Here is a 14,024-nt window from a genome sequence, read left to right as displayed (position 1 = left end):
GCGCATGCCCCGGCAATCCCCATAGGTTCTTAGGCATTGGAACGGAGGCCTTCTCTGAGGGCCCTCTTCCATGCTGTACTTACATACCCGAAGGACCGGTTCACCCCGGTCTCCCGAGACGCCGAGAGGAGGCGAGTCCAGTGGCCAGCATCAACGCCAGCTTCACCGCGAAAATGACCGATCGCTCGGTCGTCGCCTCCCTGTGCATGCTCGCCGTCTCGAACCAGGGCACCGGTCTGTCCGGCATTCGTGTCGCCGGCCCGGCGTCCTCCGTGTCTCTCGCGGGTCTCCCCGTTCGTGAGCGCAATGAGCGACCGACCAAGGCACTGGAAGCAGTAGAGGGACAGGCGCATGCCTATGCCTTTACGGCAGCCGGTGCCGGAAGCCGGAAGCAGGCAACGCAGCACCACCTGATGTGGGCCTTCCGTGGGCCAGAACCCTGGAGTGATCCAGCCTGATCGACTCAGGCCGGCGCCTTCAGGGCCGCGGAACCCCATCCGGGATCCGCGGCCCTTCTGTTTTTCCCGTCACCGGGAGAACGGAGCGAAGGGGCCTCGGGACAAGAAAAGAACCCGGTACCAAGCCGACTACCGGTCCAACAGGGCCGGACCGACCAGACGAGGAAAACCAACCGTGCAACTCGAAGCGCACGCCCCGTCCGTACCGCCTTCAGACGCGATCCCCAAGCCCGGCCTCACGGAGGACTCCACCTTGACCCCGCTCACCGCGCTTACCGCGCTCGACGACGCCATCGAGAACCTCGGCGTACCCGTCCCCTGCCGTTCCTACGACCCGGAGGTCTTCTTCGCCGAGTCGCCGGCCGACGTCGAGTACGCCAAGTCCCTCTGCCGTACCTGCCCGCTGATGGAGGCCTGCCTCGCCGGCGCCAAGGAGCGGCGTGAGCCCTGGGGCGTCTGGGGTGGCGAGCTGTTCGTCCAGGGTGTCGTCGTCGCCCGGAAGCGGCCGCGTGGCCGCCCGCGCAAGAACCCGGTCACAGCATGAACACCACAGGAACGATCGACCGCCCCCTCACGCACGACCCCAAGAAGCAGGCCCCGATGAAGCCGTCCACCACTGAGCCCGTCGGCTCCGCGATTCCAGACTTCACCACCACCGGTGCGACCGACTTGCGCCAGAACAGGACCCGAGAGATGCAACTCCAACCAGAAGCCCTGGCACGTGCGCATATGCACGAGCGACTGCACGCCGCGCAGCAGGAGCGCCGGGCCGTGAGCCTGGCGGCCGCGCGCCGGATGCAGCGCAGGGCCGAGCGCGCCTCGATGCGCGCCCGCCGTGCGCTGGCCATCGCGGTCATGCAGTAATCACCACCACCTGAAGCGGTGGCCTCCCGACCCGGGAGGCGAAAACTCCCCACGGGGGCCGGTCCGTCCGAACGGACCGGCCCCCGCGGTGCGTTGTGCGCCGTTCCGCCGCGTGCGGGGATATCGTCGCGGCGTGACGAGTCTTCCCGGCGGCAGTGACGAGGGCGGCTCCGCCCCGGAGCCCCAGCCACTCGTGTGCGCCCGCTGCGGTATCACCGCCGACGGTCCGCGACCCACCTGGACCTGCTCCGTGGAGAACGGCGTCCGCGAGTACTTCTGCGACACCTGCTCCAGGGAGCACCTCAGGGCGATCGAGGGGCGGCTGGACTCGGCCTGGTGGTAGGCCCGCTCAGGCACGCAGGCACTCAGGCACTCAGGCACTCATGCCTCCGCCGCGGGTTCCTCGGACGCCTCCTCCGTCGGCACGAATCCCGGCAGCCATGCCTCCAGTTCCTCGCGGAGCCGGACCGTCGCGCCCAGCTGGCACAGGACGCCGATCGTGCTGAGCGTCACTCGGTGGATGAGCAGGTACGCCGGCGGGAGGTTGAGCTGCTTGCCCAGCTGGTAGGCGGGGGAGCGGATGTCGGCGATACGGGCCGCCTGACTGCGCATCCAGCCACGGGTGAAGGTGAACTCGTCGACCAGGGCCGGTTCGATGATCGGCCGGAGGTAGTCGAGGACGGCGTCGGGATCGAGGTCTATGGAGTCCTTGACGAAGCCTTCCACCCGGAGCAGTTCGTAGACGGCCTCCGCCTCGTCGCCGAGGGTCATGCGCAGGGAGTCCCCGATGGGCGTGGGCAGACCGCCCGGGAGACGGTCGACGGTGCCGAAGTCGAGGACGCCCAGCCGCCAGTCGTCCTCGCCGTCCGGGCCGCCGGGCAGCAGACGGAAGTTGCCCGGGTGCGGGTCGGCGTGGAGCAGGCCGGTGCGGGCCGGGCCGGAGAACAGGAAGCGGGCCAGGAGCTGACCGGCGCGGTCGCGCTGCTCCTGGGTGCCGTCCGCGATGATCTCGGACAGGGGGACGCCGTCGATCCACTCGGTGACCAGGACCTGCTCACACTGGTGGACCACCGCCGGCACCACCACGTCCGGGTCGTCCGCGAACTCCTCGGCGTGGACCTGCTGGGCCTGCGCCTCCAGGCCGTAGTCCAGTTCCTCCGATACCCGGTCCCGGAGCTCCGCGATCAGCGGCTTGATGTCCATACCGGGGATCAGCGGACCCAACAGACGGGCGAAGCGGCTCAGTTGGTTCAAGTCGGACAAGAGCGCCTCTCCGGCGCCCGGATACTGCACCTTGACCGCGACCTCGCGGCCGTCGAGCCACACCGCCCGATGCACCTGCCCGATCGAGGCCGCCGCGGACGGCTTGTCCTCGAACTCCAGGAACAGTTCTCGCCAGTCCTCGCCGAGCCGCTCCTCCAGCACCCTGTGCACGGTGCGCGTCGGCATCGGAGGCGCGGCCTCCTGGAGCTTCGTCAGGGCCGCGCGGTAGGGACCGGCGACCTCCTCGGGCAGCGCCGACTCGAAGACGGACAGGGCCTGGCCGAACTTCATCGCGCCGCCCTTGAGCTCGCCGAGCACCTTGAACAGCTGCTCAGCCGTGCGTTGCTGAAGCTCACGGCCGACGATCTCCGCGGACTCCCCGACGATTCTCTTGCCGAGCCCCCAGGTCGCCCGGCCGGCGAAGCCGAGCGGGAGCGCGGCAAGCTTGGCGGTCCGGGTGACCGCCTTCCGGGGAAGATCAGACATGCGCCCTCCAAGTCCCAGCCGGCCGTGTCGACTGCCTAGCGGCGTGGCTCCGTCGACGGCCCTAGTCCCGTCATTGTCTCGTGCGACTCCCCGGCATTGGAGGTGTGTTCCGCCATACCTTTCTCCGCGGCCCCGCAGGGGCATGCGGGATGCGCCCAGATCGGCCGCGCATGCCAGTTGAGGGCGGGCAGCGAAACCTCCCACCGGGCACCGGCACTCGACGGCATCCGCCCGTCGAGGAAGGCGAGGGCGTGCGCCGCTGCCAGTCCGGCGACCGTCGTGGCCAGCGCGAGATCGCAGGGCGGCACCTGGCGCCCCCGCCGGCCACCCGACCGCCACTGCGCGACCAACCGCGGCCACGCCGGGTCCCGGTCGAGGCGCCACTCGTGAAGACAGCCCGCGCAACTCGTCTCGCCGGGCAGCACGAGCGGGCCGACGACACCGGTCGCCTCCACGACTCCGGCGTACAGATGGGGCGTACCGGAGTCGACGAAGGAGTCGGCAGGCGCCGGGGCGTGGACCGCGACGTCGTCCCGCGGAGCGAGGATCACCAGGGAGTGGCCCGGGTGTTCGGCTCCGGGCGGGGTTCGCGGACCGCGGCGCAGCGGGTTGTCGGGGGCGCACCCGCGCACGGCGCGCCGGGCGGCCTCCTCCCTGCGGACGCCGACGGTCTCGGCGGGCAGCCCGCCCGGTGCGACGTCCCATGCCTCGACATGGCCGCCGTCGCGCACGTCGACCTCGCCGATCCCGGCACCCGACAGCAACGAGGCCAGCACCGCGCCGACCCGACCCGCGCCCCGCACCTGTACGCGCAGGGTGCGACGGGCGGCCAGCAGTTCCATCGCCTCGCCGGGTTCGGACGTGGTCAGGGACAGCGAGGCCAGGTCGGGGCGGAGCCGGTCGAGGAACTTCTTCCTCCTCCTCAGTTCCTCCACCGCCGGGCCGCCGCCCCGCGCGTCGTCGAGGAGCCCGGCCCGCGCCAGCCCCTCCAGCAGCCCGTCGACATGACCCTCCGGCAGATCCATCCGCTGCCCCTCCTCACGCAACAGCGCCGGACCGCGGGTGCCGTTGAGCAGGTCGAGGAAGCTGCCCGTCGCCGTGTCCATCGGGCCCAGCGTCATCGCGTGCGCCGGAGTCATCCCCAACTGCACGGTGTTGAGATCACGCCAGCCGCGGCGGAGCGCGGGCTTCAGCAGCGGCACCACTGGGATCCGCACCAGCGGAGGTCCCGCCTGCGGCACCGCTGGACTCTCCGCCGCCCGCCCCGGCGCCCCCTTCGACGCAGGAACCGGCGAAACGCTCGACGCCGGAACCGGCGAAACGCTCGACGCCGGGACCGACGAAATGCTCGATGTCGGAATCGACGAAACGCTCGACGCCGCGACCGGCGAAATCTTCGACCGCATGACAAGACCCCCGTAGCCCTCGTGGAACAACCCCGTACGCCGCGCCGAGCGCTCCCGGTGGTCGGCCGTGGCTCCGGCGGCGAGTGCCAGCATGCCCGGACGCGACGGACCGTGCCGAAAGTTGTCCACAGGCGGGGGGTATTCGTCGTACAAATCCAGCGCATGGCGGGGGATCGGAACCGAACCGTCCCGGAGTCGGGACTTCCGCCATGTACAGCGGGTAACGTCGGGGCGTGTCCGCCGACCCACTGCACCGTGCCGGAACACCACAGCGCAGCACGACGAGCCAGCCGCCGAGCGGCTCGGCGGCGACCGCGATCGAGGTGCGCAGGAGCGCTCGTCGACGCCGGACGGTCTCCGCGTACCGCGAGGGCGATCGCACCGTCGTGCTGATCCCTGCCCGGATGTCCGAGGCGGAGGAGCAACGCTGGGTGAGCGTCATGCTCGACAAACTCGCCGCCCAGGAGAGCAAGCGGGTGCTCGGCGACGCCGAGCTGGCCGAGCGCGCCGAGCGACTGTCGGCGCAGTACTTCGACGGGCGGGCCCGGCCCAAGTCCGTGCGCTGGGTCACCAACCAGAACACCCGCTGGGGTTCGTGCACCCCCTCCGAAGGCAGCATCCGCCTCTCGCACCGGCTCCAGGGCATGCCCGAGTACGTCGTCGACTACGTCCTGCTCCATGAACTGGCGCATCTTCTCGTGCCGGGACACGGGCCGCGCTTCTGGCGGCTCCTGGAGGCGTATCCGCGGACCGAGCGGGCCCGGGGCTATCTCGAAGGGGTGGTCGCCGCCGAGCGGCTGCCGCATGTGCCGGGCGCGCGCGGGGAATGACCCGCGTTCCCGAGCGTGCCCGGACGGGGGATTGTGTACCGGCTCTGTACCGACATCGTCCGCTCCCAGAGTTTGCCGTTAGCCTGGCGCGACGCACTCGCTCTTGGATGGGGGACGGTCGTTACGCATGGCCAGGGAATTCCAACGCGGCCACAAGGCCAAGGTCAGTGACCTCACCGCGGGCACCGATCTGTATGTAGGTGTACAGATCACCGGCCCCGGGTTGAGCTTCGACATCAGCTGCTTCGGCCTCGACGCCGACGAACGGCTCTCGGACGACCGGTACTTCGTCTTCTTCAACCAGCCGAAGTCCCCCGAGGAGTCCATTCAGCTCCTGGGCGCCCAGGCGGGTGACACGGAGTCCTTCCGGGTCACCCTCGACCAGGTCCCGGCGCAGATCCAGAAGCTGTCGTTCACCGCGACGATCGACGGCGCCGGGCAGATGTCGCAGATCGCCCCCGGCTACCTCCGGATCGTGGCGGGCGGCGAGGAGGTGGCCCGCTACTCCTTCAACGGCTCGGAGTTCTCCACCGAACGTGCCGTGATGCTGGGCGACTTCTACCTCAAGGACGTCTGGCGCTTCGCCGCGGTCGGACAGGGCTTCGACGGCGGCCTGGAGGCGCTGCTGAAGAACTTCGGCGGCGAGGTCATGGAGGAGGAGGCCCCCGCGGCCCCCGCCCCACAGCAGCCGCAGGCAGGCGCCGCCCCAGGCTTCGCCCCGCCGCCGCAGGCCGCCACCCCGCCCACGTTCGGCGCTCCGGCCCCCGCTCCCGCCCCGGCCCCGCAGCCCGCGCAGGGCTTCGCACCGCCGCCCGGAGCGACCCCGCCCCCGGCACCCGCACCGGCCCCCGCGCCGAACGTGCACGCCGCGCCCACCATCGTCGCGCCCCTGACCCCGCCCGGCGGCGCCCCGGTGCCGCCCCCGGCGCCCGCGCCCGCCGCGCCCTACGGCCAGCCGCCGCAGCAGCAGCCGTACGGCCAGGGCGCCCCCGGCCAGACCGCCCCCCTGCCTCCCGGCTACGGCGGTCAGCCGCACGCCCCCCAGGCTCCGCACGCCCCCCAGGCCCCGCACGCCCCGGCCCCGCCGCCCGGCTACGGCCAGCCGACCCCGCCCCCTGGGTACGGTCAGCAGCCCCCGTACGGCCAGGTCCCCGGCCAGCAGGCCCCCTACGGCGCGCCCCAGGGCGTCCCGCAGGGCACGCCTCAGGCGCCCGGAGTCGCCGCCGCGCTCCAGCAGTTCAAGGAGACGCCGACCGGCCAGCGCTGGACGCAGCAGAACAAGAAGATGGTCCGCGTCGACCTGGGCATCGGCGGCCAGCCCGTGCTCGCCCGGCAGGGCAGCATGGTGCTCTACCAGGGCAAGGTCGACTTCAGCTACAAGGGCGCGGGCTTCACCGGCCGGATCGTGGGCAACGCGACGGGCCAGGAGATGCAGCTCATGCGCTGTACCGGCCAGGGCCAAGTGTTCCTCGCCGAGAACTCCACGATGCTGCACCCCATCGAACTCCAGGGCGACGGCATCTGCGTCTCCGCCGAGAACGTCCTCGCCTTCGACGAGGGCCTCCAGTACGAGGTCCGCCGCATCGAGGGCCACGGCATCCCCGGCGGCGCGCTGTTCACGATGCAGTTCACCGGCACCGGCACGATCGTCGTGAAGACCCACGGCACGCCCGTGGTCCTCCCGGTCACGCCCACCACCTTCGCCGACGCCAACGCGGTGGTCGCCTGGTCGTCCGCCGCCCAGGTGATCGTCTCCAGTCAGGTGCGGATGCGTCGCAACGCCTACCCCGGCGACACCGGAGAGAGCGTCAACCTCCAGTTCCGGGCCGCTCCCGGCAACTTCATCGTCGTCCAGCCGTACGAGATCTGAGGGAGCCCGTCATGAACCAGCCACTCGCGGGCTTCGCCCCCGCACCCGTCTCCGCCCGCATGGAGAACCATGGCAACCACATGCTGAAGGTCGCCATGCAGACGGGGAACGACCTCTTCGCGCGCGTGGGCTCGATGGTCGCCTACGAGGGCTTCGTCCAGTACGAGCCCAACCCGCCCGCCGTCCGCCAGATCGCCAAGGACTGGATGACCGGCGAGGGCGCCCCCCTGATGAAGTGCACCGGCGACGGACTGCTCTACCTCGCCGACTACGGCGCCAACGTCGTCGTCATCAACCTCAACGGCGACGGCATCTCCGTCAACGCCACCAACCTGCTCGCCTTCGACGCGCACCTCACCTGGGGCGTGGAGCGGGTGAAGGGTCTGGCCAAGTTCGCCGGACAGGGCCTGTGGAACACCAAGATCTCCGGGCAGGGCTGGGTCGCGCTGACCTCCCGGGGCAAGCCGATCGTCGTCGACTGCGGCGGTGGCGAGGACGAGACGTACGTCGACCCGGACGCGCTCGTCGCCTGGTCGCCCAACCTCAAGGTCAAGGGCAAGCGCAGCTTCAAGGCGCAGTCGCTCATCGGCCGGGGCAGCGGTGAGGCCTACCAGATGGCCTTCTCCGGCCAGGGCATCGTCGTCGTCCAGCCCAGCGAGGACAGCACCGACCGTCTCCGGTTCCGGGGCTGAGGGGGAGCCAGAACGCCATGCAGAGCCCGATTTTCGCCTACAACGACCAGCAGTCCCAGGACCGCTGGAGCTTGCAGAACAAGCAGATGCTCCGCATCACCCTGGAGGGCCACGACGACATCCTCGCCCGCAAGGGCACGATGGTCGCCTACCAGGGGCTGATGGAGTTCGACGCCGAGTACCAGTCCAACCAGCAGGGACGCGCGCGTGCGCGCACCGGCGAGGGCCTGGACCTGATGCGCTGCCACGGGCAGGGCACGGTCTACCTCGCCAACCTCAAGCAGCACGTCCACCTGGTGGACGTGGAGCAGGACGGCCTCACCGTCGACAGCTCCTACGTCCTCGCCATGGACTCCTCGCTGCACCACGAGGTCATCGCCGTCGACAGCCTCTACGGCATCTCCGGCTCCGGGAAGTACCAGCTCAACATCACCGGCCGGGGCAAGGTCGCCCTCATGACCTCCGGCATGCCGCTGATGATGCAGGTCACCCCCGACAAGTACGTCAACTGCGACGCCGACGCGATCGTCGCCTGGTCGACCTCGCTGCGCGTCCAGATGCAGGCCCAGACGCACTCCTCCGGGGTGTTCCGCCGCCGCGGCAACACCGGTGAGGGCTGGGAGCTCAGCTTCATGGGCAGCGGTTACGCGATCGTCCAGCCCAGCGAGCTGCTGCCGCCGCAGAACGCCCAGATCGGCTCCGGCCTCGCCGCCCAGTACGGGATGGGCCAGCAGGGGGCACGCGGGCAGAACCAGGGCAACGTCTGGAGCTAGCCGGTGTCCGACGCGTAAGGGGCGCCCGCCTATTGCGGGCGCCCCTTACGCGTTCACATTCTCGCGCGCGTCGCGTCCAGCAGTCGTACGACGGAGTCGTCCGCCACGGCCGCCACCTCGTCGTACGCGAACCAGCGCAGGTCGAGGGACTCCTCGCTGATCGCCTCCACCGCCCCGGCCGGAGCCAGTGCCGCGTACTGGACGTCGAGATGCCAGGCGCACGGGGTGTGGTGGCGGTCCAGACGGACCGGGCCGCCCGGCAGCAGGGTCAGGCCCGCGATACCGGACTCCTCGGTGCCCTCGCGCAGCGCCGCCGCCTCCAGCGTGGCGTCCGCCGGCTCGCAGTGGCCGCCCATCTGGAGCCACATCCGCAACTTCTTGTGAAGGGTGAGCAGCACGCGCCCGCGTGACGGGTCGATCACCAGCGCGCTCGCCGTGATGTGCCCGTCGCCGCAGGCCTTCCACATGCCGTCCGGGTGGCTCGCCAGATGGTCGAGGTAGGTCTGACGCAGCTCTTCCTGGCCCTCGTAGCTCTTCAGTACGAGGACCGCGTCGTCGAACAGGCTCACTCGGAGTCGTCGCCCTTTTCGTCCTCGTCCTTCTTCAGGTTCGGCTTCTCGGTGGAGCCGCCCGCCGCCTCGCCGAGCATCTTGTCCAGCTCGGAGAAGTCCAGCTGCTCGCGGTGCACGAAGCCGTCCGGGTCGTCCAGGTCGGACGCGGTCGGCAGCATGTCCGGGTGGGCCCACAGACCGTCCCGGCCGTCGACACCGCGCGCGTCCGTGAGCGAGGCCCACAGGCGGGAGGCGTCCCGCAGGCGGCGCGGGCGCAGCTCCAGCCCGATCAGCGTGGCGAAGGTCTGCTCGGCCGGGCCGCCCGAGGCGCGGCGGCGGCGCAGGGTCTCACGCAGCGCGTCCGCGGACGACAGCCGGGGCTTGGCGGCCGCGTGGACCACCGCGTCGACCCAGCCCTCGACGAGCGCCAGAGCCGTCTCCAGACGGGCCAGGGCCGCCTTCTGCTCGGGCGTGTCCTCCGGCTGGAACATGCCCTGCTGGAGCGCGTCCTGCAACTGCTCGGGGTTCTGCGGGTCGAACTGGCCGACCACGTCCTCCAGCTTGGCGGTGTCGACCTTGATCCCGCGCGCGTAGCCGTCGACCGCGCCGAACAGGTGCGAGCGCAGCCACGGCACATGCGTGAACAGACGCTGGTGGGCGGCCTCGCGCAGGGCGAGATACAGCCGCACCTCCTCCTTGGGTACGCCGAGGTCCTTGCCGAAGGCCTCGATGTTGATCGGCAGCAGCGCCGCCTTGCCGGCCGGGCCGAGCGGCAGGCCGATGTCGGTGGAGCCGACGACCTCGCCCGCGAGCACGCCGACGGCCTGCCCGATCTGCGTGCCGAACATCGCGCCGCCCATCGAGCGCATCATGCCGATCAGCGGGCCGGCCATGGCCTGCATCTCCTCCGGCAGGACGTCGCCCATGGCGTTGCCGACGCGCTCGGCGACCGGGTCCACGAGCTCCTTCCACGCGGGCAGGGTCGCCTCGACCCACTCCGCGCGGGACCACGCCACGGCGGAGCCCGCGCTGGACGGCAGGGACGTGGCGTCGTCCAGCCAGAGGTCGGCCAGGCGGACGGCCTCCTCGACCGCGGTGCGGTCGGCGGGACCGACGCTCGCGTCCTTGGTGCCGTCAGCGGTGCCCTGGGAGACCGTCTGGCGGGCGATCTGCTTGGCCATGTCCCAGTTCACCGGGCCGCCCTCGTACGAGAGCATCTGGCCCAGCTGCTGGAACGCGGCGCCCAGGTCGTTGGGGTTCAGGGAACCGAACATGGCCGCGAACGGATTGTCGGCGCCGGGGGAGCCGAAGCCGCCCGCGCCGGGCAGGCCGCCGAAACCGAACGGGTTGGCCGGGCCCTGGCCACCACCGCTCTGCTGGTCCTTCTTCTTGCCCTCGTCGCCGTCGTCCGGCTCCTCCGGCGGAAGGCCGAATCCGAATGGGGTGTCACTCACGGGATTCCTCGGCTGGTAAGGCCACCGGTGTCCCGGCGGCGCGACTGCCCGATAACACCACCCAGCGTAAACACCGCGGGCGGTTCGGGCCTCGGTGCTCCGCCGACTCGCGGCCTGCGGCAGGATGGATGCCACCTGGTACGTACGCGTCACTAGCGCTCGTACTGAAGACAACCGCTGGAGACGCCCGGTGAGTTCCCCTGATCCGCAGGTTCGCGCAGCGCGAAACCAGTCAACCGGTCCCGGCCTGCGCGGGCCCGTCGTCGCCGTGACCGGTGCCGCCGCCGGAGTCGGTGCGCTGCTCACCGAGCGGCTCGCCGCCTCGGAGGAGATCAAGCAGGTCATCGCCATCGACGAGCGGCGCGGCGAGTGCGCGGCGGCGCAGTGGCACATCCTCGACGTACGGGACCCGGCGATCGCGGAGAAGCTGCGCGGCGCGGATGTCGTGGTGCATCTGGCGCTGGACCTCGATCTGGAGACGGACGCGGCCGCCCGGACGGCCTACAACGTCCGGGGCACGCAGACCGTGCTGACCGCCGCCGCCGCGGCCGGGGTGCACCGGGTCGTGCTGTGCACGTCCGCCATGGTCTACGGGGCGCTGGAGGACAACGAGCTGCCGCTGTCCGAGGACGCGGAGCTGCGGGCGACCGCGGAGGCGACCGGCGTAGGGGACCTGCTGGAGGTCGAGCGGCTCGCGCGGCGGGCACCTCGGGCGCATCCCGGGCTCAATGTCACCGTGGTGCGGCCCGCCGTGCTCGTGGGCGGCACCGACACCGCGCTGACCAGGTACTTCGAGTCGCCTCGACTCCTTGTCGTGGCCGGGTCGCGGCCCGCCTGGCAGTTCTGCCATGTCGAGGACCTGTGCAGTGCTCTGGAGTACGCCGTGCTGGAGAAGGTCGAGGGTGAGCTCGCCGTCGGCTGCGACGGATGGCTGGAGCAGGAGGAGGTCGAGGAGCTCAGCGGGATCCGGCGGATGGAGCTGCCGTCGGCGGTCGCGCTGGGGGCGGCGGCCCGGCTTCACCGCATCGGGCTGACGCCCTCTCCCGCCGGGGACCTCGCGTACACGATGTACCCCTGGGTGGTGAGCGGGAGCAGGCTGCACGACGCCGGGTGGCGGCCGCAGTGGACCAACGAGGAGGTGCTCGCGGAGCTGCTGGAGGAGGTCTCCGGGCGGCGCACGGTGGCCGGGCGGCGGCTGGGGCGCAAGGACGCCACGGCGGCGGGCGCGGCGGGCGCGACGGTGGCCCTGCTCGGCGCGGCGGCTGTGGTGCGCAGGGCGCGCAAGGCGCGGCGGCGGATCTGAGGCGGCCCCTGTAGACGGGCTCCCCGTGAACGCTCCCTGTAGAAGGCTCCAAACGCGCACCCGCGCGTGCCGGGCGATAGCGCTATTCCCCCTGTTCCCGTGCGTGAGGCACGATGGGGCCATGGGAACCACCTACGACCATCCCGGTGAGCAGGCCGGCGACGAGCCGATCAAGCTCCTCGCCATTCGTGAGACGCCGCTCTCCCTGGACGAGGTCTTCAAGGCCGTCGGGGACGAGGCGGCCGGGGGGACCGCGCTGTTCGTGGGGACCGTGCGGAATCACGACGGGGGAGCGGACGTCGACGAGCTCGGGTACTCGTGCCATCCCAGTGCCGAGGCCGAGATGCGGCGGATCGCGGAGAAGGTCGTCGCGGCGTACCCGGTGCGGGCGCTGGCCGCCGTGCATCGCGTCGGGGATCTGGCTGTCGGGGACCTCGCCGTCGTCGTCGCCGTCTCCTGTCCGCACCGGGGTGAGGCCTTCGAAGCCTGCCGGAAGCTGATCGACGACCTCAAGCACGAGGTGCCGATCTGGAAGCACCAGAAGTTCTCCGACGGCACCGAGGAATGGGTCGGCGCCTGCTGAACCCTCGGTCGCCCGCCTGTCGAGCTCCGGCCCATCCCACCTGCCACTCCCTCCAGTTGCGTAACCGCCCCCCGCACGTGAGCGTTGTCCGTGCGGATGGTTAATCTGCTGATCAGTCAGTTGCGGTCGCTCATCTGGGGTTGGGAGGTCGGCATGGCGGCGCTCGCCTGGTTGCTGATTCCGCTTGTGGCCGCGATCGGCGCCGGTCTGTGGGGAAGTTGGGCCAACCGGACCCGCAGTGCGCGGAGCGACGGTCCCGAGCTGGACGGCTACGCCCGGTTCCGCAAGGCGATGGAGAAGCGGCCCTGACGGGACGCTGACAGGTGCGTCCCGTACTGTCGTTCCATGCCACGCCGCACCGCGACGATGCTCGCCTCCACCCTGATGCTGATCGCGCTTCTCTGCGCGGGAGTCTTCATCCCCGTCCCGTACTCGGAGATGTCCCCGGGGCCGACGGTGAACACCCTGGGCGAGCACGACGGCGAGCCGGTGCTCCAGATCTCGGGTCGGAAGACGTACGCCACGAGCGGGCATCTCAACATGACCACCGTCCGGGTCACCAGCGCCGACTACAAGATGAACCTGGTCGAGGCCGTGTACGGATGGCTCGCGCACGACAACAAGGTCGTGCCGCACGACACGCTCTACCCCGACGGCAAGACCGAGGAGCAGTCCACCCAGGAGAACGCCGAGGAGTTCAGCCAGTCCCAGGAGAGCGCCAAGGTCGCCGCCCTGAAGGAGCTGGACATCCCGGTGAAGGCCTTCGTGATCGTCTCCACGGTCGCCAAGGACTCCCCGTCCGAGGGCGTCCTGCACGCCGGTGACGTGATCAAGGCCGTCGACGGAACCGTCGTCAAGGAGCCCACCGACGTCGCCGAGCTGGTCACCAAGCACAAGCCTGGTGAGAAGGTCACCTTCACGATCGTGCCCGCCAAGGAGCAGGCCGCCGCGGAGAAGGAGAACAAGACGGCGACCGAGACCGAGGACGTGACCATCACGACAAAGGAGTCCGACGACGAGCTCGAGAAGCGCGCCATCGTCGGCATCACCGCCGGAACGGACCACACCTTCCCGTTCACCATCGACATCAAGCTCGCCGACGTCGGCGGCCCGAGCGCCGGTCTGATGTTCTCCCTCGGCATCTACGACAAGCTCACCCCGGGCAGCCTCACCGGCGGCACGTTCGTGGCCGGCACCGGCACCATCGACGACGACGGCAAGGTCGGCCCCATCGGCGGCATCGACATGAAGACCGTCGGCGCGCGCGACAAGGGGGCGCGGTACTTCCTGACGCCCGCCGAGAACTGCGCCTCCGCCGCCGAGGACACCCCCGACGGGCTCACCCTGGTCAAGGTGCACACCATCGAGGACGCCCTCGGCGCCCTCAAGGACATCCGCTCCGGCAAGACCTCCGACCTGCCGAAGTGCACGACCAAGGGCTGACCGGAGAGGCACACGCGTACGTGGACGGGGGCGCCCCCAGGACTGAGG

General features: G+C 70.8%; 16 protein-coding genes and 1 pseudogene. 13 read left to right on the top strand and 4 right to left on the bottom strand.

Annotation, left to right across the window (positions count from 1 at the left end; genetic code table 11):
- Window positions 1-173: 173 nt before the first annotated feature.
- From OG866_RS14875 to OG866_RS14860, 4 genes are all read left to right on the top strand, one after another.
- The gene (locus OG866_RS14875) at window positions 174-458 is read left to right on the top strand and encodes a hypothetical protein (protein ID WP_079311785.1); all 285 of its coding nucleotides are present in this window, start codon (window positions 174-176) and stop codon (window positions 456-458) included.
- A 175-nt stretch (window positions 459-633) separates the two neighbouring features.
- Window positions 634-1,002 (top strand): WhiB family transcriptional regulator, encoded by a 369-nt coding sequence (locus OG866_RS14870; protein ID WP_329334963.1) that lies wholly within the window; start codon window positions 634-636, stop codon window positions 1,000-1,002.
- Window positions 999-1,322, top strand: a complete 324-nt coding sequence (locus tag OG866_RS14865; protein WP_329334961.1) for a hypothetical protein — start codon at window positions 999-1,001, stop codon at window positions 1,320-1,322. The genes OG866_RS14870 and OG866_RS14865 overlap by 4 nt, the downstream gene beginning before the upstream one ends.
- Before the next feature lie 133 nt (window positions 1,323-1,455).
- Entirely contained in the window at window positions 1,456-1,665 is a 210-nt protein-coding gene (locus OG866_RS14860) for a hypothetical protein (RefSeq protein ID WP_329334960.1), read from the top strand.
- A 38-nt stretch (window positions 1,666-1,703) separates the two neighbouring features.
- Here the strand turns inward: OG866_RS14860 and OG866_RS14855 are convergent, their stop codons facing one another.
- Both OG866_RS14855 and OG866_RS14850 read right to left on the bottom strand, forming a co-directional pair.
- On the bottom strand, window positions 1,704-3,071 hold the full coding sequence (locus OG866_RS14855; protein ID WP_329334957.1) for an ABC1 kinase family protein: 1,368 nt from the start codon (window positions 3,069-3,071) through the stop codon (window positions 1,704-1,706).
- Window positions 3,064-4,276 (bottom strand): annotated as a pseudogene (locus OG866_RS14850) (TOMM precursor leader peptide-binding protein). The gene OG866_RS14855 and the pseudogene OG866_RS14850 overlap by 8 nt, the downstream one beginning before the upstream one ends.
- Here OG866_RS14850 and OG866_RS14845 point away from each other — a divergent pair.
- The 5 genes from OG866_RS14845 to OG866_RS14825 all read left to right on the top strand — a co-directional run bounded on the left by OG866_RS14845 (window position 4,170) and on the right by OG866_RS14825 (window position 8,642).
- Window positions 4,170-4,493: a hypothetical protein gene (locus OG866_RS14845; protein WP_329344599.1), complete on the top strand. Its 324-nt coding sequence runs from the start codon at window positions 4,170-4,172 to the stop codon at window positions 4,491-4,493. The pseudogene OG866_RS14850 and the gene OG866_RS14845 sit on opposite strands and share 107 nt — an antisense overlap.
- A 217-nt stretch (window positions 4,494-4,710) precedes the next feature.
- Window positions 4,711-5,307: a M48 metallopeptidase family protein gene (locus OG866_RS14840; protein WP_329334956.1), complete on the top strand. Its 597-nt coding sequence runs from the start codon at window positions 4,711-4,713 to the stop codon at window positions 5,305-5,307.
- Between the two features lie 127 nt (window positions 5,308-5,434).
- Window positions 5,435-7,177 (top strand): TerD family protein, encoded by a 1,743-nt coding sequence (locus tag OG866_RS14835; RefSeq protein ID WP_329334954.1) that lies wholly within the window; start codon window positions 5,435-5,437, stop codon window positions 7,175-7,177.
- 11 nt (window positions 7,178-7,188) lie between these two features.
- Entirely contained in the window at window positions 7,189-7,869 is a 681-nt protein-coding gene (locus OG866_RS14830) for an AIM24 family protein (protein ID WP_329334952.1), read from the top strand.
- Between the two features lie 17 nt (window positions 7,870-7,886).
- Window positions 7,887-8,642, top strand: a complete 756-nt coding sequence (locus OG866_RS14825; RefSeq protein WP_329334951.1) for an AIM24 family protein — start codon at window positions 7,887-7,889, stop codon at window positions 8,640-8,642.
- Between the two features lie 53 nt (window positions 8,643-8,695).
- Here the strand turns inward: OG866_RS14825 and OG866_RS14820 are convergent, their stop codons facing one another.
- Window positions 8,696-9,211 (bottom strand): NUDIX hydrolase, encoded by a 516-nt coding sequence (locus OG866_RS14820; RefSeq protein ID WP_329334949.1) that lies wholly within the window; start codon window positions 9,209-9,211, stop codon window positions 8,696-8,698.
- Window positions 9,208-10,647: a zinc-dependent metalloprotease gene (locus OG866_RS14815; protein ID WP_329334948.1), complete on the bottom strand. Its 1,440-nt coding sequence runs from the start codon at window positions 10,645-10,647 to the stop codon at window positions 9,208-9,210. Before OG866_RS14815 ends, OG866_RS14820 begins: the two co-directional genes overlap by 4 nt.
- A 190-nt stretch (window positions 10,648-10,837) precedes the next feature.
- Between OG866_RS14815 and OG866_RS14810 the strand changes: the two genes are divergently transcribed.
- From OG866_RS14810 to OG866_RS14795, 4 genes are all read left to right on the top strand, one after another.
- Complete coding sequence (locus OG866_RS14810; protein ID WP_329334946.1) at window positions 10,838-11,950, top strand: SDR family oxidoreductase; 1,113 nt, start codon at window positions 10,838-10,840, stop codon at window positions 11,948-11,950.
- 121 nt (window positions 11,951-12,071) lie between these two features.
- Entirely contained in the window at window positions 12,072-12,533 is a 462-nt protein-coding gene (locus tag OG866_RS14805; protein WP_329334944.1) for a molybdenum cofactor biosynthesis protein MoaE, read from the top strand.
- Between the two features lie 90 nt (window positions 12,534-12,623).
- Window positions 12,624-12,842, top strand: coding sequence for a hypothetical protein (locus tag OG866_RS14800; RefSeq protein ID WP_329344598.1), 219 nt, complete (start codon window positions 12,624-12,626; stop codon window positions 12,840-12,842).
- A 36-nt stretch (window positions 12,843-12,878) separates the two neighbouring features.
- Complete coding sequence (locus OG866_RS14795) at window positions 12,879-13,976, top strand: YlbL family protein (RefSeq protein WP_329334942.1); 1,098 nt, start codon at window positions 12,879-12,881, stop codon at window positions 13,974-13,976.
- Window positions 13,977-14,024 lie beyond the last annotated feature (48 nt).

It is taken from the genome of Streptomyces sp. NBC_00663, from assembly GCF_036226885.1.
Classification (GTDB): Bacteria; Actinomycetota; Actinomycetes; order Streptomycetales; family Streptomycetaceae; genus Streptomyces.
Note: the sequence above shows the minus strand (reverse complement) of the source record. Positions and strands in the feature narration are given on the sequence as shown.

Bases quoted from the DNA above. Each gene is read 5' to 3' on its own strand.
- OG866_RS14875 (WP_079311785.1), top strand. From the start codon at position 174: ATGACCGATCGCTCGGTCGTCGCCTCCCTGTGCATGCTCGCCGTCTCG.
- OG866_RS14830 (WP_329334952.1), top strand. From the start codon at position 7,189: ATGAACCAGCCACTCGCGGGCTTCGCCCCCGCACCCGTCTCCGCCCGC.
- OG866_RS14825 (WP_329334951.1), top strand. From the start codon at position 7,887: ATGCAGAGCCCGATTTTCGCCTACAACGACCAGCAGTCCCAGGACCGC.
- OG866_RS14865 (WP_329334961.1), top strand. From the start codon at position 999: ATGAACACCACAGGAACGATCGACCGCCCCCTCACGCACGACCCCAAG.
- OG866_RS14835 (WP_329334954.1), top strand. From the start codon at position 5,435: ATGGCCAGGGAATTCCAACGCGGCCACAAGGCCAAGGTCAGTGACCTC.
- OG866_RS14855 (WP_329334957.1), bottom strand. From the start codon at position 3,071: ATGTCTGATCTTCCCCGGAAGGCGGTCACCCGGACCGCCAAGCTTGCC.
- OG866_RS14795 (WP_329334942.1), top strand. From the start codon at position 12,879: ATGCCACGCCGCACCGCGACGATGCTCGCCTCCACCCTGATGCTGATC.
- OG866_RS14805 (WP_329334944.1), top strand. From the start codon at position 12,072: ATGGGAACCACCTACGACCATCCCGGTGAGCAGGCCGGCGACGAGCCG.